At 66.1% G+C, this 20,797-nt stretch carries 17 protein-coding genes; 6 read left to right on the top strand and 11 right to left on the bottom strand.

Annotated features, from left to right (window positions below; all coding sequences use genetic code 11):
- Window positions 1-200: 200 nt before the first annotated feature.
- From JF781_RS02465 to JF781_RS02455, 3 genes are all read left to right on the top strand, one after another.
- Window positions 201-1,232 carry a hotdog fold thioesterase gene (locus tag JF781_RS02465; RefSeq protein WP_225326617.1) on the top strand — a complete coding sequence of 344 codons (1,032 nt, stop codon included), beginning with the start codon at window positions 201-203 and terminating at the stop codon, window positions 1,230-1,232.
- Window positions 1,233-1,313: 81 nt separating this feature from the next.
- On the top strand, window positions 1,314-2,522 hold the full coding sequence (locus tag JF781_RS02460; protein ID WP_225326618.1) for an amidohydrolase family protein: 1,209 nt from the start codon (window positions 1,314-1,316) through the stop codon (window positions 2,520-2,522).
- Between the two features lie 406 nt (window positions 2,523-2,928).
- On the top strand, window positions 2,929-4,896 hold the full coding sequence (locus tag JF781_RS02455; RefSeq protein WP_225326619.1) for a SpoIIE family protein phosphatase: 1,968 nt from the start codon (window positions 2,929-2,931) through the stop codon (window positions 4,894-4,896).
- Here the strand turns inward: JF781_RS02455 and JF781_RS02450 are convergent.
- The 3 genes from JF781_RS02450 to JF781_RS02440 all read right to left on the bottom strand — a co-directional run bounded on the left by JF781_RS02450 (window position 4,893) and on the right by JF781_RS02440 (window position 8,464).
- Window positions 4,893-6,137 carry an acyl-CoA dehydrogenase family protein gene (locus tag JF781_RS02450; protein WP_225326620.1) on the bottom strand — a complete coding sequence of 415 codons (1,245 nt, stop codon included), beginning with the start codon at window positions 6,135-6,137 and terminating at the stop codon, window positions 4,893-4,895. The genes JF781_RS02455 and JF781_RS02450 overlap by 4 nt on opposite strands.
- Window positions 6,134-7,285, bottom strand: coding sequence for an acyl-CoA dehydrogenase family protein (locus JF781_RS02445; protein ID WP_225326621.1), 1,152 nt, complete (start codon window positions 7,283-7,285; stop codon window positions 6,134-6,136). The genes JF781_RS02450 and JF781_RS02445 overlap by 4 nt, the downstream gene beginning before the upstream one ends.
- A gap of 222 nt (window positions 7,286-7,507) precedes the next feature.
- A complete protein-coding gene (locus JF781_RS02440) occupies window positions 7,508-8,464 on the bottom strand; it encodes an alpha/beta hydrolase (RefSeq protein WP_225326622.1) in 957 nt (318 codons plus the stop codon).
- A 260-nt stretch (window positions 8,465-8,724) separates the two neighbouring features.
- Between JF781_RS02440 and JF781_RS02435 the strand changes: the two genes are divergently transcribed.
- Both JF781_RS02435 and JF781_RS02430 read left to right on the top strand, forming a co-directional pair.
- Entirely contained in the window at window positions 8,725-9,957 is a 1,233-nt protein-coding gene (locus JF781_RS02435; RefSeq protein WP_225326623.1) for a cytochrome P450, read from the top strand.
- Window positions 9,954-11,111 carry a Zn-dependent alcohol dehydrogenase gene (locus JF781_RS02430; protein ID WP_225326624.1) on the top strand — a complete coding sequence of 386 codons (1,158 nt, stop codon included), beginning with the start codon at window positions 9,954-9,956 and terminating at the stop codon, window positions 11,109-11,111. The genes JF781_RS02435 and JF781_RS02430 overlap by 4 nt, the downstream gene beginning before the upstream one ends.
- A gap of 8 nt (window positions 11,112-11,119) precedes the next feature.
- On the opposite strand, the gene JF781_RS02425 is transcribed toward JF781_RS02430, so the two are convergent.
- The 5 genes from JF781_RS02425 to JF781_RS02405 are packed head-to-tail and all read right to left on the bottom strand — an operon-like array spanning window position 11,120 to window position 16,457.
- Window positions 11,120-13,024, bottom strand: a complete 1,905-nt coding sequence (locus JF781_RS02425) for a YhgE/Pip domain-containing protein (protein WP_225326625.1) — start codon at window positions 13,022-13,024, stop codon at window positions 11,120-11,122.
- A 3-nt stretch (window positions 13,025-13,027) separates the two neighbouring features.
- Window positions 13,028-13,705, bottom strand: coding sequence for a hypothetical protein (locus JF781_RS02420; protein WP_225326626.1), 678 nt, complete (start codon window positions 13,703-13,705; stop codon window positions 13,028-13,030).
- The gene (locus JF781_RS02415; RefSeq protein WP_225326627.1) at window positions 13,692-14,348 is read right to left on the bottom strand and encodes a TetR/AcrR family transcriptional regulator; all 657 of its coding nucleotides are present in this window, start codon (window positions 14,346-14,348) and stop codon (window positions 13,692-13,694) included. Before JF781_RS02415 ends, JF781_RS02420 begins: the two co-directional genes overlap by 14 nt.
- A gap of 47 nt (window positions 14,349-14,395) precedes the next feature.
- Window positions 14,396-15,217, bottom strand: coding sequence for an SDR family NAD(P)-dependent oxidoreductase (locus JF781_RS02410; protein WP_225326628.1), 822 nt, complete (start codon window positions 15,215-15,217; stop codon window positions 14,396-14,398).
- A gap of 16 nt (window positions 15,218-15,233) precedes the next feature.
- Window positions 15,234-16,457, bottom strand: a complete 1,224-nt coding sequence (locus JF781_RS02405) for a cytochrome P450 (RefSeq protein WP_225326749.1) — start codon at window positions 16,455-16,457, stop codon at window positions 15,234-15,236.
- Window positions 16,458-16,703: 246 nt separating this feature from the next.
- Here JF781_RS02405 and JF781_RS02400 point away from each other — a divergent pair, with 246 nt between their 5' ends.
- Window positions 16,704-18,200 (top strand): acyl-CoA carboxylase subunit beta, encoded by a 1,497-nt coding sequence (locus tag JF781_RS02400; RefSeq protein WP_225326629.1) that lies wholly within the window; start codon window positions 16,704-16,706, stop codon window positions 18,198-18,200.
- Window positions 18,201-18,219: 19 nt separating this feature from the next.
- Here the strand turns inward: JF781_RS02400 and JF781_RS02395 are convergent, their stop codons facing one another.
- From JF781_RS02395 to JF781_RS02385, 3 genes are read right to left on the bottom strand one after another with little or no spacing between them, the layout of a single operon-like run.
- A complete protein-coding gene (locus tag JF781_RS02395) occupies window positions 18,220-19,296 on the bottom strand; it encodes a TIGR03857 family LLM class F420-dependent oxidoreductase (protein WP_225326630.1) in 1,077 nt (358 codons plus the stop codon).
- Entirely contained in the window at window positions 19,293-19,673 is a 381-nt protein-coding gene (locus JF781_RS02390) for a nuclear transport factor 2 family protein (RefSeq protein WP_225326631.1), read from the bottom strand. The genes JF781_RS02395 and JF781_RS02390 overlap by 4 nt, the downstream gene beginning before the upstream one ends.
- Complete coding sequence (locus JF781_RS02385; RefSeq protein ID WP_225326632.1) at window positions 19,673-20,794, bottom strand: PHB depolymerase family esterase; 1,122 nt, start codon at window positions 20,792-20,794, stop codon at window positions 19,673-19,675. Before JF781_RS02385 ends, JF781_RS02390 begins: the two co-directional genes overlap by 1 nt.
- Between the last annotated feature and the right edge of the window lie 3 nt (window positions 20,795-20,797).

Genomic DNA, 20,797 nt, shown 5'->3' with positions numbered 1-20,797 from the left:
TCAATGACAGCAAAATCAAATGTGACGTCAACAAACGCACCGTGAAAATGGGGGTCGGCCCGGTCGATTTGCGTGCGGCGGGGCGGTGCGCCGTCACCAGGGGGGACGGCGGCCGGTCCTGGGCATCGCGGACACGCCACGAAGCGCGGTAACCTCATTCTCGGAGCGCAAGGATTGCGCCACGGAAGGGACCAGCGCCGATGACCGCCCCTAATGAGGAAGCCGAAGTGACGCGCGGCGACCGCTTCATCAAGACCGCCGTCGCGATTCTGGGGGAAACGGGACGCACCGACTTCACCGTGCAGGAGGTCGTGGCACGCTCCAAGACTTCGCTGCGGGCCTTCTACCAACACTTCGCCAGCAAGGACGAACTGCTGCTGGCGCTGTTCGACCGAACCATCGCCCAATCGGTGCAGGCGTGGCGCGCTGAGACCGACGGGCTGGACAGCACCTCGGCCTTGAAATTGCTGATCGACCGGCTCAGCCAGCAACCGGAATCGAGCACCCAGGACAGCCTGAATCGGGCGCTGACCCTGTACAACCAGCACCTGGCCGAGACCCGTCCCCGCGATTACGCCCGCGTGCTCTCACCGTTGCACCGGCTGATTCGCGACATCGTCGGGCAGGGCATCACCGAAGGGGTCTTCAACCCCGGATTGGACGTCGGCGCGTCGGCCGCCATCGTCATGCAGACGGTGATGGGCGCGCAGCGATTGCATTGGCTGGGTTCGGAATTGAACGGCGCACCCGTCGATACCGGCCACCTCTACGACTTCTGCAGCCGCGCCCTCGGCATCCGCGAAACCGACGAAGAGTCGACGGTCCCGTCGCTGGCCGAGCTGTTCGCTCAGATCGGCATGCGCCCGGGAAGCCGCAACGGTGAATTCGCCATGACCATGCCGGTCAGCCCGCAGGTGGTCAACACGTCCGGCGCCCTGCAGGGGGGCCTGATCGCGACGCTGGTGGACGTGGCGGGCGGGCAATTCGGGCTGGAGTATTTGGAGCCCGGCACCACGATGACGACCTCGGATCTGTTTGTCCGCTACCTGCGACCCGTCCGGCAGGGCGCGGCGTTCGCGGTGCCCAAGGTGTTGCGATCCGGACGGCGGGCGATGGTGATGCAGGTGGACATCTTCGGGGACGGCGACGACGAACTGCTCGCCACCGCCACCGTGAACTTCGCCATCATCAACGGCACAACGCCGACCATCGGGCCGCAGGCGGACGGGTAGGCGCGGGTATACCTCGTTGCCCAGGAGTGGTAACGTCGTTACCGGGCAGTGAGAATTCAGAATCTTTGCAAGGAGATCGCCATGCCGTCTCGCGAGCTTCCCTTCCCCGTTTTCGACGCGGACAACCACATGTACGAGCCGCAGGAAGCGCTGACCAAGTTCCTGCCGGACAAACGCAAGAACGTCATCGACTACGTCCAGGTCCGCGGCCGCACCAAGATCGTTGTGCGCGGCCACATCAGCGAATACATCCCGAACCCGACGTTCGAAGTGGTGGCCCGCCCGGGCGCCCAGGAGGACTACTTCCGCCACGGCTCGCAGGGCAAGAGCTACCGCGAAATCCTCGGCGAGCCAATGAAAGCCATCCCTGCCTTCCGCGAACCGGGCGCACGCCTGGAGGTCATGGACGAACTCGGCATCGACTTCGCGCTGATGTTCCCGACACTGGCCAGCCTCGTCGAGGAGCGCATGAAGGACGACCCGGAGATGACCCATGACGTCATCCACGCGCTCAACGAGTGGATGTACGAGCAGTGGTCGTTCAACTACCAGGACCGCATCTTCGCCACCCCGGTGATCACCCTGCCGATCGTCGACCGCGCGCTCGAGGAATTGCAGTGGTGCCTGGAGCGCGGCGCCCGCACCGTCCTGGTGCGTCCGGCGCCGGTGCCCGGCTACCGCGGCAGCCGGTCGTTCGGGCTCGAAGAGTTCGATCCGTTCTGGCAGGCCTGCGTGCGCGCCGAGATCCCCGTTTCGATGCACGCTTCGGATAGCGGCTACTCCGAGTTGCTCAACATCTGGGAGCCGGGCGACGAGTTCCTGCCGTTCAAGCCGACCGCCTTCCGCAGCCTGGCCATGGGCCATCGCCCGATCGAGGACGCGTTTGGCGCCCTGATCTGCCATGGCGCGCTGACCCGCAACCCTGACCTGCGGATACTGTCGATCGAGAATGGCGCCGACTGGGTGCCGACCCTGTTCCGGGGCCTCAAGGGCGTCTACAAGAAGATGCCGCAAGCGTTCGCCGAGGACCCGATCGAGACGTTCAAGCGGTGCGTGTACGTCAGCCCGTTCTGGGAGGACCGGTTCACCGAGATCGTCAACATGGTGGGCACGGACCGGGTGGTCTTCGGATCGGACTGGCCGCACCCCGAGGGCTTGAAAGACCCGATCACCTTCGTCGACGAGCTGGCCGACTTCAGCGACGAGGACAAGGCAAAGATCATGGGCGGCAACCTGATGAAGCTGATGAAGGTTTCCGCGCCGGCTTCAAAAAAGCCCGTCTCGGCCTGATCGGGTGCCCGGCGCCGTCCGGTAGGTCGGCCGAAATATTTTGTGCGCCTGTAGTTTTGGGTGACCCATCGCGAACTCGCTCGCCCGGCAACGCGTAACCGGCCTTCCGGAATGCACCTGCGGACACGGCGCGACGAATTCGCATGACGCTGCCGATGACGCACTCGGGCAAGCCCTTTCCGCACGCGCGCACCCGCGTCGACGGCTATCGCGATTTGCGGCGACGTCAATTTTGCCTGTCGCCGGATTCGGCGATATAACACTCCGGTATCAAACCGTTGCGGTATGCAACTAATACCATTGCTAATCTGAACACCTACGTGCGCTGAATAAGTCAACTCATTTGACCCGGTTTACGACTCTGATTGCCCGCAGGCCCGTCGAAACTGCGAGGAGGAACGGCCAGATGGTGGCCGAAAAGGACTGGGACAGAACCGTTGGTGCGGCCGACGATGTACGGCGCGTCTTCGAGCATGTCCCCATGCTGTTGGTCGGGCTCGAGGGGCCCGACCACCGATTCGTCGCGGTCAACGCGGCTTACCGCATCCTCAGTCCTCCCCTCGACTCGATCGGCCTGCTGGCCCGCGACGTCTATCCCGAGCTTGTGAGCCAGGAAATCATCCAGATGTTCGACCGGGTGTACCAGACGGGCGAGCCGCAGTCAGGAACAGAGTGGCGGGTCCAAGCCGACTTCGAAGGCGCGGGCCGAGCGCAGGAACACTTCTTCGACTTCATCGTCTCGCCGCGCCACGCCCAGGACGGCACGATCGAGGGCGTGCAGCTCGCGTTCACCGACGTCACGGACCGGGTGCAAATGCGGATGGCGGCCGAAGCGCGCCTCGAGGAGCTGTCCGAGCGGTACCGCAACGTCCGCGATTCCGCCACCGTCATGCAGCAGGCGTTGCTGGCGCCGTCGGTGCCCGTCATTCCCGGCGCGGACGTGACCGCGCAGTATCTCGTCGCCACGGAAGACACCGCGGCCGGTGGCGACTGGTTCGATGCGATTCCCCTGGGGGACAGGCTGGTTCTCGTCGTCGGTGACGTCGTCGGCCATGGTGTCGAAGCGGCCGCGGTGATGTCGCAACTGCGGACCGCACTGCGGATGCAGGTCGTTGCGGGATATCCGATCGCCGAGGCGCTCGAGGCCGTCGACCGATTCCGCAAGCACGTGCCCGGGTCGAACACGGCCACGATTTGCGTCGGAGCGCTCGACTTCGGCACCGGCGAATTCCGGTACTGCACCGTTGGTCACCCACCACCGCTGCTGGTGACGTCGGACGCGACCTCGCGCTATCTCGAGCCCTCCGGCGCGGGCCCGCTCGGCAGCGGCACCGGCTTTCCGGTCCGCACCGAATTCCTTGACGTGGGCGACTCGATCCTGCTGTACACCGACGGCCTGATCGAGCGACCCGGCCGGCCACTGGGCGCCAGCACCGCCGAATTCGCCGAGCTGGCCGCGAATATCGCCGGAGGGCAACGCGGCTTTGTCATCGCATCATCGGAGCGACCGGTCGACCGAATCTGTTCGGAGACACTGGAATTACTGCTGCGGTCGACCGGCTACAGCGACGACGTGACGCTCCTTGCGGCGCAGCGCCGCACACCGCCCGCGCCGCTGAACATGACGCTGGACGCCACGCTGCAGACCGCCCGCACGGTACGCAATCGGCTGCGGCAGTGGCTGTCGGAGATCGGCGCCGACGCGGACGACATCTCCGATGTCGTGCACGCGATTTCGGAGTTCGTCGAGAACGCGGTCGAGCACGGGTACGCCACCGAGGTCTCCGACGGCGTCGTCGTCGAAGCGACGCTGTCCGGCGATGGCGATCTGCACGTCTCGGTGATCGACCGCGGACGGTGGAAGGATCACCGCGAAGGCGAGACCGGCCGCGGCCGCGGCCTCGCCATGGCCGAAGCCTTGGTGTCACACGCGCACGTCAGTCACGGCCCCGATGGAACGACCGCCAGTGTGAGGCACCACCTGTCGCGGCCGGCGGACTTCGTCACGGACTCGCTGATCAGCCGCGCGGCCGGTCGTCGGGCACACGACTCCGAGTTCGTCTCCGCGGTCACCGAACCGGGCCGCATCGTGGTCAGCGGCGACGTCGATTCCAACACCGCGTCCACCCTGGACCGTCAGATCGCGGTCGAAAGCCGTTCCGGCGTCGCACCGTTGACCATCGATCTCAGCGCCGTCACCCACCTCGGATCGGCGGGCGTCAGCGCTCTCGCCGCCGCGCGGGAGCGGGCGCAACGACAGGGCAGCGAGTACGTGCTGGTGGCCCCGCCAGGAACCCCTGCGCACCACGTCTTGTCACTGGTGCAGATCCCGGTGGTCAGCGGTCTCGCCGAGAACGTCGTGGCCGAAGGCTAAGACCGCTCGGATCGCTCGCCGTGCCGCACCTGGTTGAACGGCACCCCGCGATCGGCGGCATATTCACGGGGGAAGCCCAGCACCCGCTCGCCGATCACGTTGCGGGCCATTTCCGTTGTGCCGCCGCCGATCGCGACCGTCTGCCGGGACAAGTAACGCAACCCCGCCTCCAGGCCGGCGCCCTGCTCCCCCACCACGCCGGCGCTTCCCACGATCTCCAACGCGGTGTCGACATCCGTGGTCACGGTCTCGGAGTGAAACAATCTGATGAGCGTTCCGGCCGCCGGCGGCAGGACGCCGTCCCTGACACTGCGGTACACATGGCCGATCAACTGCTCGGCGACGGCACGGTGCACCAGGACGCGGCCGGCCTTCTCGCGCACGCGTTGGTCGTCGGCTTGTCCGGTCTTCTCCACGAGGCTCACGTAATCGACCGGGATCGCGTTGCCGCCCTCGCTGCCGCCACCGCTGGCGAACTCCGAGCCCTGCCCCACCGCCCGCCGTTCGTGATACAGCTGCCGCGAGGCCACCGCCCAGCCGCCGTTGACCTCCCCGACAACGGCGTCGTCCCCAACGTCGACTCCGTCGAGGAACTCCTCGCAGAATTCGGTGGAACCACTCAGCATGGTGATGTGCAGCAACGTGATTCCCGGATGAGCGATGGGCACCAGGAACATGGTCAGGCCTTCGTGCTTGGGCACATCCCAATTCGTGCGGGCCAGGCACAGGCCGTAATCGGCGGCGAACGCGCTCGTGCTCCAGGTCTTGGCGCCGTTGATGATCCAACGGTCGCCGTCGCGTTCGGCCCGGGTGAGCACGCCGGCCAGATCCGATCCGCCGCTGGGTTCGCTCAACAATTGCACCAGCACCTCTTCGCCGCGCAGCGCCGCGGCGATGTGCTGCTTCTTCTGGTCTTCGCTGCCGGTGTCAAGCAGCGTCGCACAGCAGATGGTGAACGTCGGGGTGTTGAGGATCAAGGGCATTTCGTAGTCCAGGGTTTCGGCGTCGAATGCCTGCTGGTATTCGTAGTCCAGCCCCAGCCCGCCGTACTCGCGGGGAAAACAGATGCCGGCGAAACCGCCGTCGTACAAGCGCTTTTGCAGCTCTCGCGCCCGCAGCCACGCCCGTGCATCGTCACGCGGGGCCGGTGGCGGGGAGTCGCGGTCGATGGCGGGCATGTTGTCGGCCAGCCATGCCCTGGCCCGGGCGGCGAACTCTGCGACGGATTCGGTCTGCGTCATCTGTCCGAACGACCCGCCTTTTCGAACTCGTACACCCGCAGGTTATGTTCCTCCGGCGTCCCAAACATGCCGCGGTACAACGCAACCCGGCGAAGATACAGGTGCAGGTCATGCTCCCAGGTGACGCCGATGCCGCCGTGCATCTGCACGCAGGCCTGGACGATCTGGCCGGCCATCTCCCCCACGTAGGACTTCGCGATGCTGGCCGACAAACCCGCTTGCGGCGCGCGGGCGGCCACGTCGTCCACCGCCGCCCACGTGGTGGCCCGGCAGGCCTCCAGCCACAGCTTCATATCGGCGAACTTGTGTTTGAGGGCCTGATACGACGCCAGCGGCCGGCCGAATGTGTGCCGGTCCAGCGCCCACTGGGTGGTGAAGTCGAACACCGTCTGCAGGACGCCGACCACCTCGGCGCATTGCAACACCTGGGCTATCTGGCTTTGTCGATCGACCAGCGCGGCCGTCTCGTCGGCGGTGCCGACCGCCGCGGACCGTGGTACGACGACACCGTCGAAACGCACGCGCGCGTATTGCTTGACCAGGTCCACCGACTGCTGGGGCTCGATGCTGACGCCGGACGCGTCCGTCGGGACCAGAAACTGGCGAATCTCAGCGGCATTCGCCCCGCTGCGCGCCACCACCAGCAGCGCCGCGCTCTGGGCGCCCGCCTCGACGCGGTCCTTGATGCCGTCGATGCGGTAGCCGGCGTCGGTCTCGGTGGCCGTCACCGAGGGATCGAGCGGCGCCCACCCCTGGCCGGGCTCACAAACCGCCCACGACGCCACCGTTTCACCCGCTATCAGCGCCTCGATGGCGTCGCTGTGCGCGGCCGAGTTCGTGCAGTCGGCGAGCGCCGACAGGACGGTGCTGACCGGATACAGCGGCCCGGGCGCCACCGTCTTTCCGAGTTGCTCGGCGACCGTCGCCAGGTCGGCAAACCCGCTCTCCGACACGCTTCCCCCGCCCAGCTCCTCCGGGACGAGCAGCCCCGCCCAGCCGAGCTCCGCGGCGCGCCGCCACCACGCGGGGTCAAACGACGCGCCCTCGGCGTGTAGCTCCCGCACCCGACGCAGCGGCGCCTCCTTTTCGAGAAAGGCTTGGGTGGTCGAGGTGAAAAGGATCTTTTCGGGAGAGTCGATGGTGGTCATGGCGCCGAGGGGATCCTTCTTGACATTCGATCGCTGCGGGTGCAACGGAAACGGTTTGGGTATTTGATCATCCGCCCGATCGGTCCTCGGTTGGCTGGCGATTCCGATGTTAGCAACGGGCGATACGGTAAGAGATACCGGAGTTCGGTCGGTAAAAACCGTGCCGAACGTGCGCCTCGGGGAATCGCGGAAACCGCCCGGGTCTACCCGGACGAGCCCTTCCTACATGGCGAACACACGGCGTACCGCCTGGGCGTGCAGCGCCCGGTTCTCCTGGGAAACAATCCAATCCGGCACCATCGAGTCGAAGCCATTGAAGGTCGCCGCAATCACATGCAGTTCGGTGTGGACGTAGGCATGCAGCAGCCGATTGGCGTAGTCGATGGCCTCGTCTCGGCAGGGATCGATTTCGGAGCAGCTGACGAACGTGGGTGGCAGCCCCTCGAGGTTCGCCCGGTGCGCGGGGACGTGTTGCCCACTGGCGCTGGCGTGGCCGAGGTAGTGGTTCCAGGCCCGGCTAACGGCCGGACCATTGAGACCCGGGGTGCGCTGGAACTCGCGACGCGACGGCGTGGCATCGGAGTCGAGCATCGGCTGATGCAGGATCTGCATCAGGATGGGTGGACCTTCCTGGTCGAACATGCGCTGGGTCAGGCTCGCGACCAGCGCCGCGCCGGCGTCCCGGCCCATGACCGCGATGCGGCTGGCGTCGGCGTCCAGCTCCGCGCTGTGGTCGACCGCGTAGCGGAAGGCCGCTTCGACGTCGTCCAGCGCGGCCGGACACGGATTTTCGGGCGCCAGCCGGTAGTCGACGGAAACCACCAGACAGCCGCCGTCGCGGGCCAGCTCCACGCAGTGCGCATGGTCTGTCTCCAGGTTCCCGGTGACGAACCCGCCGCCGTGCGCGTACACCACCAGGGGCGCGGCGGATTCGGTGCGGCCGCGGTACAAACGAAGCCCCAACTGGCCACCCGGCCCGGCAATGGATCGGGAGTCGATCAAGACGCCAGCGGTGTCGGCCGCCGCGGCGCGCTGGGCGGCCAGCAGGTTGGCGTGCTCCCGCTCGGCGGCCAACGTCTCGGCGCGGAACTCGAAGACGCCTAACTCAACGGCGGCATCGCGCAATACCGGGTCGATGCGGGTGAGGCCATGGGGCCGGGCCAGGTTCGTCTGTGTCATACCTACTCAATTTCTCCGGCTCGTCATGCACGCTAAACCACCTTCAAGGTAGACCTGAGCTTTTCGCCGGAGGCAGACGAGGTAGGCATCGGCGCGAGAAGACTCCCGACGCGACGATCGCAGCAAGCCGTTGGGCTTCGTTGCTATTTATACTATGATAGCTAAATTCCGCTCGGTACAAACCCGCCGTGGACTAGCGGGCGGTCGTCAATCGGTCCGCGCGAACGGCCTTACTCGGTTGTTTCCAGGAGGAAGCGCTGATGACGCTCAGCACTGACCCGAACGGTCAGCCCGTGGTCCCCCCGCTCGACTTCACCGGCGAAACCAGCCCCTATCCCTTTTTCGAATACATGCGGCACACGGACCCGGTCTGGCATGGCTCCCTGGCCGATTCCGGGCAGCTGCCGGAGGAATTGCGGCCCGACGACGAATGGGTCCTGTTCGGTTACGACGGTGTGTCCCAGGCTTTTCGCGATGACCGGGTCTTCACGTCGGCCGCCTACGACAAGACCATCGGGCTGGTGATGGGACACACCATTTTGGCGATGGGCGGCAGGGAACACCACGACCATCGCAATCTGGTGGCCAAAGCCTTCCGCGCCACCGCCCTGGCGCGGTGGGAGCCATCGGTCATCGGGCCGGTGTGCGATCAGCTCGTCGAAGAAATCCAAAACGAGGGCCAGGCGGACCTGGTGAAGGCGGTGACCTTCGAGTTCCCGACGCGGATCATCTCCACGCTGCTCGGTCTGCCCGCCGAAGATCTCGACCTGTTCCGCCGCCTATCGCTCGACCTCATCTCGATCCCGACCGACATCGAGGCGGGGTTGAACGCCGCCACGGAGCTCTACGACTATTTCCTCAAACAGGTCGAGCAGCGCAGGCGCAAGCTCACCGATGGCATCATCGGCGACCTGGTCGCCGCGGAGATCGACGGCGAGAAGCTCACCGACGAGGCCATCATCTCCTTCTTGCGATTGCTGCTTCCCGCCGGCCTGGAAACCACGTACCGTTCGTCGGGCAATCTGCTCTATCTGCTGCTGACCCACCCCGAGCAGCTGGCGATGGTCCGCCGGGACCGGTCGTTGCTGCCGATGGCGATCGAGGAGGGCCTGCGTTTCGAAACGCCACTGACCATGGTCATGCGCACCACGACCGAGGAGGTCGAAATCGGCGGTAAGACAATCCCGGCCAACGCCCAGATCGACATGTGTATGGGTTCGGCCAATCGCGACGAGAGCCGCTGGAGCGACCCCAACACGTTCGACATCTGCCGCCCGCGCCAGGCCCACATCGCCTTCGCGGGCGGCATTCACATGTGCCTCGGCATGCATCTGGCGCGACTGGAAACGCGGGTCATGTTGAACAGCCTGTTCGACCGCGTCGAGGATTTGGCGTTCGTGCCCGACGACGGAACCGGGGAGGAGTCCAAGATCGTCGGGCTCACATTCCGGTCGCCGAACAAGCTTCCGGTCACCTTCACGCCCGCCGCATGAAAAGCCGCGCAGCGATCCTGCACGACGTTGGCGGCCCGTGGTCCGTCGAAGATTTCGAACTGGACCCGCCCAAGGCCGGCGAAGTCCTGGTGCAGATGGCCGCCGCCGGCCTGTGCCACTCCGACGACCACATCCTCAAAGGCGACATGTCGGCGCCCAATGAGGTGATGCGATCCCTCGGGCTGCCGACCATGTTCCCGACGATCGGCGGCCACGAAGGCGCCGGCATCGTGCGTGAGGTCGGCCCCGGCGTCACCGATGTCGCGCCGGGTGACCACGTGGTGATGTCCTTCGTCGCCGTGTGCGGCCAATGCCGTTGGTGTGCCAGTGGAATCGAGTACCTCTGCGACCAGGGCATCGGCACCATGGTTCCGGGAATGCCGACCGACGGCACGTTCCGCCACCACACCGCCGACGGCCGGAAGTTGGGTCATATTTCCAAGATCGGCGCCTTCGCCGAACACACCGTGGTCTCGACGAATTCACTGGTGAAGATCGAGCAACATCTGCCACTGACGTCGAGCGCGCTGTTGTCCTGCGCCATCCCGACCGGATACGGTTCCGTCGCCAACCGGTCCAACATGCGTGCGGGCGATACCCTCGTGGTGATCGGCGTCGGCGGGATCGGCACGGGCGCCATCCAGGGTGCCCGCATCAACGGCGCCGCCCAGATCGTGGCCGTCGATCCTGTTGACTTCAAACAGAAATCGGCTTTGCAATTCGGTGCGACGCACAGCGTGGCGACGACCGCCGAGGCGCTGGACCTGGTGCGGGGTCTGACCTACGGGGTGATGGCCGACGCCGTGGTGGTCTCACCGTCGTTGATCACCGCCGACGACGTGCGCGACGCGGTGCGGCTCACGCGCAAGGGCGGCACGTGTGTGCTCACCGGCATGACGTCGCAGTTGACCCGGTCCGTCAAGATCGACTTGCAGGATTTCATCCTGACCAATAAGACGTTGGCGGGCACCATCTTTGGCTCATGTAACCCGAAGGCCGACATCGCCAGGTTGGCGAGGCTGTATGAGACAGGTCAGTTGCAGCTCGACGAGATGATCACCAAGCGCTATCGCCTCGACGAGGTCAACGACGCCTACGACGATCTGCTCAACGGCAAAATCGTCCGGGGCATCATCGATTTCGGGATCGGCTGAAGCTCTGCTTACATCTTGATCGCGGGGATCAGCCTACTGAGATTCCAGACCCTGTCTCGTCGCGCCGACAGGCAGGAGATCGCCAGTGCGGCAGCGGTTATCCCGGCCAGCACGATGATCGCCTGCCATAGCCGGGCGTCGATGCCGCCGAGGATCAGCTGCCGGAGCCCGTTGACGCCATAGGTCATCGGGTCGAAGCGGTGCAGGATCTGGAATGGCCGTGACGTGGTTTCCACGGGATACATGCCGCCCGCGCTGACGAGCTGCAACATGAGTAGAGCCATGATCAGCACCCGGCCCACCGCTGGACCGACAAGCGCGTTGATCGCCTGCGTTGCGGCTACGAACGCACTGGAAATCAGCACCATGAACCCCAGCATGGCCGCCGGATGGACGGCGTGCATACCGAGGGCGAACCGGACCACGCAGTAGAGAATGACCGCTTGGAATAGCGCGATCGCGGCGGCGGGCAGGTAGCTGGCGAGGACCACGCGGAACGCGAGCACTTCCGCCGCGATCGCGCGAGACTGCAAGGGCCGCAGCACCATCCACAGCACCAACGCACCGAAGAACAAGGCGAGCGTGAGGAAGAACGGAGCCATCCCGGTGCCGAAGTTGGGCGCGGCATTCTCATGCGAGGCCTCGAGTTGCACCGGACCACCAATTGTGTCGGCAACCGCATCCTTTTGCTGGCTTGTCCAGTTGGGTACCTGCTTGGCCCCGTCGGCGAGTTTGGTCGCCAGCTCGGCCGATCCCGCCTTGAGCTGTCGTGCCCCGTCGTCGAGCTTGGCAATGCCACCGGCCAATTCGGCGTTGCCGGTGGCGACTTGCTGGGCTCCGTCGCGCAGCTGGGTGAGCTTGTTCGTCAGCTCCTGTCCCTTGCTGCCGACCTGGTCGAGCGCCGACCCGAGGGGGCTGCCCGGGTTACGCAGCCCCGATGTCATGGCGATCGCCGCGTTCTGCGCATCGGTGAGTTGCTGGCGGATCTGGGGTGTGAACTGGTGACCCCGGAGCTGATCCTGGATGCCGCGCAGGTTGTTCGCGAGCGGATCCTGTCGCGCGGAGAGCTGATCGATCACCGATGACAGCGAGTTTGCGGCGGCATCCTGCGCCGCGGCGATGGTACCGAGCTGGTCGTTGGCCTGCGCAAGTGCGGCTGCGCCCTGTTGCAATTGCTGCGTGCTGCCGCCGATTTGCGACACCGCCTTGGTCACCGCGAGCAGCGGGTCGGTGGCCTGGTTGATTCCGTCTGACAGTTGCTTGGCACCAGCGGCAAGCGTTGCCGAGCCGGACCGCGCGGTGTCCAGGCCGCCCACCAGCTGGCCCGCGCCGTCATCGAGTTGCGCGGCCCCGTCTGCGGCCTGCTTGATACCTGATCCCGACGAAACCACCACCGACAGCATCTGATTGACGGCCTGTCCCGAGATCCGGCTGGATACCGCGTTGAGCACCTGGCCGATGGCGGTACGACCGATACTCGTCGAGATGTAGTTGTTGGCGTCGTTGTAGACGGCGATCAGGTTGGCCTTCTTGGGTTGCCCGGTCACCGGCGACGCGACGGCCGCGCTGAAATCTGGCGGTAATTCGACCATGAAGTAGTACTTGCCGTGGTCGACTCCGTTGCGTGCCTCCGGTAAGTCCACGACGTGCCAGTCAAGGCCGCCGTCCGCGGTCAGGCTCTTGGCGATCTCCGCGCCGGCATTGAACTGCTGCCCGGATACGACGGCGCCGCGGTCGGAGTTGACCAGCGCCACCGGCATCTTGTTGGTGTGGCCGAACGGATCCCAGAACGCCCACAGGTACAGCGCCCCGTACACCAGGGGCAGCAGCATCAGTACGACGATGGCCACGCGCGTCAATCGGCTACGGCCGAAACGTTTGATCTCCGAGCCAAAGGCCAGTCCAGCCAACATCGTTCAGCCCTCTCCGGTCGGGATGCGGTGATCGTGTAGTTCGTGGTCGGGCGAGTCCGTGCCGAGCGGGTTGGTCACCCCGACGACGACGGTGCGCTGCTCCGCGATCACGCCGAGCCTGTCGACCGCGACCGTTCGCCGGGAATTGTCACGAACCTGTTCGAGGTCGCCGACCACCAGGATCGGACGATTCGACAACAACGCGAGCGTGATGCGCAGCAGAAACAGTTCGAGGTCTGACAATTCGACGATGTAGGTGTCGCCGGACGGGGGGGTCATCTCGCCGAAGACCTCGGTCAGCTCGGCCGGACCCGATTGAAGCGGCACCGATGAATACCACGGCGCCAGCCACCGTCGTTGCTCGGCGAGCACGGTCTCCACGGTCACCGAATCCTCCAGCTCGTCGATGTCGTCGAAGGCCGCGATCGAGCATTGCCGGCGGATCGCGCGCGGGGTTGTTTCGCCGAGGACGGTCAGCGTGCCGTGGCTCGGCCTGAAACGCCCCGCGAGCGTCAGCAGCAGCGTGGTCTGCCCCGGCCCGCCGGGCATCTGGATAGCGTGAAAACCCGGTGTGAGGGCGAGATCGATATCCGAAAATAGGGGGCCGTGCTCGCCGTCGACGCCTAACCCGCGGGCGATGATCACCGGCGCCACCGCGTCCGGCCCGTCATTCGCATCCATGGTGAGGTCCTTCCTGACCGGCGGAAGCCCGGATAGATTCCAGCACCGCGGTGACCAGCTGCGCTAGCAGGTCGGGGTTGATGGTCCCGGGACGCAGGACCTCTTCCATCGCCACGCCGAGGTTGATCGTGACGACGAGCTGGGCGAGGTCGGCCAGCTCTCGATCGGACGCCACGGACGGGCTCGATTTGACGATGTGCACCGCTTGGTCGGCGGCGGCGGCGCGGCGGCGTTCGATGAGACGCTCGCGCAGCTGGTGGTCACGCTGGGCGCGCAGCCAGTATTCGACGAACAGCACGTAGAAGTCGGAATGGTCGCGAACTGCGTCCAGCCATGACCGGCTCAATTCCCGTGCGGCCGCACCGGTGTCGCCACCGCTGCTGTCCAGCGCTGTGGCGATCTGCTCACCGCGGAGCTCGAACTCGCGGTCGAGCAGGGCCAAAAACAGCTCGTCTTTGGATTCGAAATTCGAGTAGACCGCGCCCTTGGTGAAACCTGCGGCCTGGCCGATGGCATCGATGGTGGCCCCGGCGAAGCCTTCGGCGGCGAAAACCTTCGACGCTGCGTCCAGGATCCGGTCGCGAACCTCGCCGCGGGTGGGGCGGGTTCGGTGCGGCTTGACAGGGGACATGGTCAGCAGCATACTCGACGGTATCGAATGGATACTAGCAAGTATCGAAGGGGATGGTGCTAAGGGAGCTTGGCCAGGGCGTGATCCCAGAGTTGGCGCGCGAGGATCGGATCGTAGGCCGCCCGATTGGCTTTGGCGACTTTGCCTTTCGCGTAGTATTCGCCGACCGTCCAGTCGACGCCGGGCACGCTGGTCGCCAACCAGACCAGCTGATCGGCGCCATCATCCGCGGACTTGATCATTCGGCTAGCGGGCGTGCGTTGCATGGTCGTCAGAAACCGCGAGCCGGACGAATGACCGATGTTGGTGTTGACGAAACCGGGGTGAACCACTGCCAGCGAAAGACCATCGGCCCGATAGCGCCGATCTAATTCCTTGGTGAACAAGATGTTTGCCAACTTCGCCACCGCGTAGGCGGTGCTGGGCCGGCGCCGTTCCGTCGTGTCGAAATCGGCGAGCTTGACATTGCGCAGCAGCCGCTGTGACGAGCTGGACGTGTTGACGATCGTGGCATGCGAGCCGATGAGCACGTCCAGCAACAGCGTGGTGAGCAAGAACGGCGCCAGGTAGTTGACCTGAAAAGTGATCTCATGGCCGTCGGGGGTTCTCCGGAGCTTCGAGAACACTCCTCCGGCGTTGTTGCCCAATACGTCGATGCGCGGGCAGGCGGACCGGATTTTGTCTGCCAGCGCCCGAACTTGGGACAGGTCGGCGAAGTCGGCCAGGAAATAGTCGGCGCCCAACTCCGCGGCCATGGCCGCGGTCTTGCTTTCCGACCGCCCCACCAGCACGACGTTGTGCCCGCCACGGCTGATCCGGCGGGCCGCCGCCGCACCGATGCCGTCGCTGGCGCCCGTGATGACGATCGTCTTTGACGTCACCGCAGGAGTGTATCGATCACCGCCGCAGTGAGTAACGAACCGGCAGGTGCTTGAGCCCGCCGACGAAGGTCGTGGCGACCAGCTCCGGGTCGCCGGTCAACTCAATGGATTCCAGGCGTGGCAGCAGCTCTGAGAAGAAGCTGCTGACCTCCATGCGGGCCAGCGCCGCGCCCATGCAGAAGTGCACGCCATAGCCGAAGGCCAGGTGCTTGTTGGGGTCGCGACCGACGTCGAAGCGGAAAGGCTCGTCGAAGACTTCCTCGTCGCGGTTGGCCGACACGTAGGACAGCAGCACGGATTCGCCTGCGGCAATGGGGACTCCGCGCACGACAGTGTCGCTGGCGGCGGTGCGCATGAACTCCTTGACCGGCGTCACCCAGCGGATCATCTCGTCGGTGGCCAGTGGCATCAGGTCGAGGTTGTCGCGCAAGCGGTGCAGCTGGTCGGGGTTTTCGATGAGCGCCTGCAGGCCACCGGAGATGGTGGCGCTGGTGGTGTCGTGGCCCGCGGTGGCGACGATCAGGTAGTAGGAGACGGTGTCGATGTCCGACAGGGGTTCGCCGTCGACGCGGGCGTTGGCGATCGCCGAGGCGAGATCCTCGGTCGGGTGTTCGCGGCGGGACGCCGTCACGCCGTTGAAGTATTGGAACATGTCGAGCAGCGCCGGCAGCTGGTCCTCGTTGGAGCTGCCGCGCTTGAATTCGGAGTCGTCGCTGCCGAACAATTCCTGCGTCAGCTTGAGCATGCGGGGAAAGTCGGCCTCGGGCAGGCCCAGCAGCGACATGATCACGTAGAGCGGGTAATTGACGGCGACTTCCTGAACGAAGTCGCATTCGGGACCGACCGCCATCATCTTGTCGACGTAGATCTTGGCCAGCTCGTCGACGCGAACCTTCAGGGCCCGCATCGCCTTTGGGCGAAACCAGTCGGAGCCGATCGCGCGCACCACCCGGTGCTGCGGGTCGTCCAGGTGGATCAATGTGCGCACGCCGACGGCGGCCTGCATCTCGTCGCCTTCGGCGGTCGTCAACACCGGTCGCGGCCAGTTGGTGAAGAGCATGTTTTCCCGCTCGATGTCCATGATGTCGGCGTGTTTGGTGATCGCCCAGAACGGCCGGTAATTCGGCACCTCCACCCGCGACACCGGAGCGTTGGCGCGCAGGTGAGTCAGCGCCGCATGCAGCCGCTGCTCGTCGGTGTACGCCAACGGGTCCGTCAGCAGGTTGGCGGCCTCGTCCATCGTGGTGGTGCTCACTGGTGAAACTCCTCGATTCGGGGCGTCCCCGCCGGCGAAAGACGGACCTCGAGGGACGGGGCATCAGGACTGCGGGTAACTTTACCGTAAGCAATCCAGTATGTGACCCCGCAACGTGGCGATCGCAAGCGCGGCGTAGCCGGCGCCGGGGGCACCTCCCGCTTGCGGGGGACGGGTCGCCACCATAAGGACTGCTCGCGCGACGAATCCTCTATGAGGTAGGACATAGGCATGCCGAAAGCCCAGGACTGGGGAGAAACGCTCGACGATCTCGAGCGACGCCGTCAGCACGCGCTCGAAATGGGCGGGCCGGAGCGGCTCGACAAGCACCGCAACAAGGGCAAGCTCGACGCCCGCGCTCGGATCGAGTACCTCCTCGACCCGGGCACGTTCCGCGAGCTCGGCACCCTGGTCGGCGGTGAGACCGCGGCCGACGGCCTGGTCGTGGGCTCCGGCGAGCTCAACGGCTCACCGGTGATGCTGGGCGCCGAGGACTTCACCACCCTGGCCGGCAGCATCGGGCCCGGCGGCAATTCCAAGCGGTACCGCATCGCCGAACTGGCGCTGCGCGACAAGATCCCGCTGATCATGCTGCTCGAAGGCGCCGGCTTCCGCCCCACCGGCGGGCATTACGGGCGCACCCCGACCGACCTGCTCGCGCAGGCGCAATGCTCCGGGCGCGTCCCGACCGTCGCCGCCGTCCTCGGCCCCTCGGCCGGACACGGCGCACTGGTGGCACCCGTTTGCGACTTCCGGATCATGAGCCGGCAGGGCGCGATCTTCACCGCAGGGCCCCCCGTCGTCAAAGAGTCGACCGGAGAAGACATTTCGAAAGAGGACCTGGGCGGGCCGGGCGTCGCGTTGCCCAGCGGCGTGATCCACAATGTCGCCGAGGACGACGAAGCGGTGCTTGACGACGTCCGCCGCTACCTGTCGTACTTCCCGCCCAGCGCGTGGTCGTACCCGTCGCCGCAACCGTCCGGTGCGGCCTGCGCACCGCGGCCGACGCCGGAGCTGCTCGACATCGTCTCCCGGGACAACCGCCGCGTTTACGACATGCGCGCCGTGCTCGATGTGGTCTTCGACAGCCCCGACTGGTTCGAAGTGCAGCCCCAGTTCGGCAAGGCGATCATCTGCGCACTCGCCCACCTCGGCGGCCACCCCGTCGCGGTGGTGGCCAACCAGCCGCAGGTGCTCGCGGGCTCCATCGACGCCGACGCCGCCGACAAGGCGGCCCACTTCATCATGGTGGCCGATTCCTTCCACCTGCCGATCGTGTTCCTCGCCGACAACCCCGGGATGCTGCCCGGCAGCCGATCCGAACGCACCGGCGTGCTGCGGGCCGGCGCGCGGATGTTCGCCGCGCAAACGGCCGCTACCACGTTGAAGCTGCACCTCACACTGCGCAAGGCGTACGGCTTCGGGTCGATGGTCATGTCGCTGTTGGGTTTCGACCATCAGGTCGCGACCTTCGCCTACCCCGGTGCCACGATGGGCGCCATGAGCGCCGCGGCCCTCAGCCGCGCCTCACACGCGGGCGAAGACCTTTCGGCCAAGCTGCGTAACGCCGAGCTGGAGGCCTCCTACCGCTCGGCCGAGCACATGGGGTTCGACGAACTGATCGATCCCCGCGAGACACGCGACGCCCTGCTCGCGTCCTTGAAGCGCGGCCTGTCGAGCAGGCAGGCCGCCGCCGAGCCGGTAACCCGGACCGTCATCCTGCCTTAGAACCGCCGCGAGAGTGCATCTACCGACTGCGCCTCTCGGGAAACGCGTCGCCAGTTGCACTTTCGCGGTAATAGGTCACGATCGGCTCGAGCTCGTCGGGGGTGGCGCCATGCATGATGACCGCGTCGGCCCCGTAGTCGAACTCCTTGCGGATGCGGTCCACGCACTGTTCGGCCGTCCCGGTCGCCGAGGGCTCCAGCCATTCGTCGGGGATCAGCGTCGCGATGTGCTCGATCTGCTCGGGCGTGCCCTTGTGGTCGATCCCGCCGGCGATCGACGTGACGACCGGGTCTTCGCGGAACCGTTGCAGCACAGCGGGATCCCAGTCATTGGTTTGGACGAGCAGGTCGCCGTAGCCCTGTAGATAAGTGGCCAGCCGCGCGACGGTCTTCTTCAGCCGCAACTCTTCGGGCAGGTGGTCGCCGACGGTCGCGAAGCACGACCACACCCGTACACTGTCGGGGTCGCGGCCCGCCTTCTCCGCGGCCGCCTTCACGGTTTTGACGCTGCGCTGCAAGGTTTCCGGGGTGAAGTAGGTGTGCAGTATGACGTCGTCGAAGGCCCGGCCTCCGAGCGCGAGCGTGTTAGGGCCGAACGCCACCAGGGCCAACCGGATGTCTTCGTTGAAGTCCGGATCGAGAAACAGGATGGGGTACTTGCCCATCGGGCCGTCGTGGTTGAAGATCAGCTCGCCGTGCCACAGTCGGCGCATGACCTGGGCCCAATCCTCCATTTGCGCCGTCGTCACCGCCGGTATGCCGAAGGCCCCGTAGATTGCGGCGATGCCCCGGCCGACGCCCAGGGTGAATCGGCCGCCGGAAAGGCGATGCATCGTGGTCGCCCACGATCCCGTGATCAGCGGGTGGCGGGTGTTGTGATTGGTTGCGGCGGTGGCGATCTGCATGCGGGTGGTCACCGCGCACGCCGCCCCGACGAGCGACGACGCCTCTTTGACGTTCCACCGCTCGGAGATGAATCCGGTGCCGAAGCCGAGTTCCTCGCCGCGACGGGCCTCGTCCATCAATGCAGCCGGGCCCTCACCCCCGGCGCCGGCCAGCAGATAGAAGCCCAATTCATCAAGCGTACGGTCACTCAATTCCAAACCCCTTGCTGGTAGCCGCAGTTCCACACCTCGGTAATCTTGCCATCGACCACGCGGAACACCTCCATGCTGGCGATGTTGGTTTGGGTGCCGTCCTTGGTCCTGATCGTCGAGTCGTAGACGATCGCCACGTGTTCGCCGTCCTCGCCCTCGATGACGACATTGAGGTCGAAGTGCAACGATTCGGCCACCTGCCACATGTCCACCACCCGCTGGACCGCTTCGGCGTGGGTCAGCGTGCGCGAAGCACCGACCTCGTGCCGAATGACGGTGTCGCCCAACAGCTCCTCGGCCAGCTCGATGTTGCGCTCATTCCACACGACGAGGTTGTAGAGCTCGACCACCGTCCGTGCCGTCCAGGTCGGCGCCATCAGCCGGGCACCGCGTCGCGCAGGAATCGGTCGGTGATGCGCTGCACGCGCCGGGAGAAAATGTGCCCGACGTGGCTGCCGTCGTACCAATACAACTGGCCGGCCCAGCGTTCCTGCAGCGCGTTCGTGGGCTCACGCATCGCCATCCGGTCGTGCCACGCCCCGACGATGAGGCGGCGCTCCGGTGGCGGCGAGGGTGTGACCGCCAGGGGGTCGATCACCGAGGTCAGCTGGGTGACCACGGGAGATTCCAGCAACTCGCGGAATCCGTCGCGCGACGGCCCCCACCGCTGAAGGTGTCGCGCGATCATCGCGTTGAGCCCCAGGATGGGCGTGTACAGGGCCACCGCATCGATCCGCTTTTCCAGGTGCGACACCAGCGCGGCCACCGGGGTGCCCATCGAAATCCCGGCCACCACAACGGCGGTGGCTTGCGCCTGCGCCCAGCGCACCACGGCGCGCACCTCCGAGACGACCCGCATCATTCCCGCGACGTTGCCGAGCGGATCCATGTCGGGATAGGCCGGCCAGTGGCCGCGTCGGCACCCGTGGCCCGGCTGCACCGGCATCGCGATGTTGAAGCCCAGTTTGCGATGTATCCGGCCGATGCCGGACATCAGCAGGTCTTCGGTGCCGCCCTGACCGGCGCCGTGCACCCATACCAGCCACGGTCTGGGCCCGTCGCGGTGCCGGCACACGTGCACCACCGCTCGCGCCGGCCCGCCCAACCCGTCGGCCTCCAGGGTCGGCGGCAGGGCCGGATCGTGTTCGAAGGTCAGCCGTTCGTATGCCAGGCCGGCGATACGGCGCCGGCGTATCGAGGCGGCCCGCAACGGTTTCGGCTCGGCGTGCGCCCGGTCGATGCCGAGCGTCGAGAGCTCCTCGGCGGCCGCGGTGCACGCATCCAGCGGGCGCATCGCCGCGGGGCTGCCGCCCAGCAGCGAAAAGCCGCTCAGCACAAGCTCGTCGAGCATGACCTCACCGAACTGGCGGACACCGCGTGGCGACAGCGGGGACCAACCGGTGGACTCCTGCAGACCGGCCACCGTTCGCGGCACCAGCATTGCGAGTTCCCGGGCCACATCTTTGGCCAGGCTCAGCCCGTTCAATGCCTTCGCCATGTC

The organism is Mycobacterium sp. WUMAC-067 (assembly GCF_020217485.1).
Classification (GTDB): Bacteria; Actinomycetota; Actinomycetes; order Mycobacteriales; family Mycobacteriaceae; genus Mycobacterium.
The sequence above is the reverse complement of the archived record's forward strand: the minus strand, read 5'-3'. Positions and strand labels throughout refer to the sequence as shown.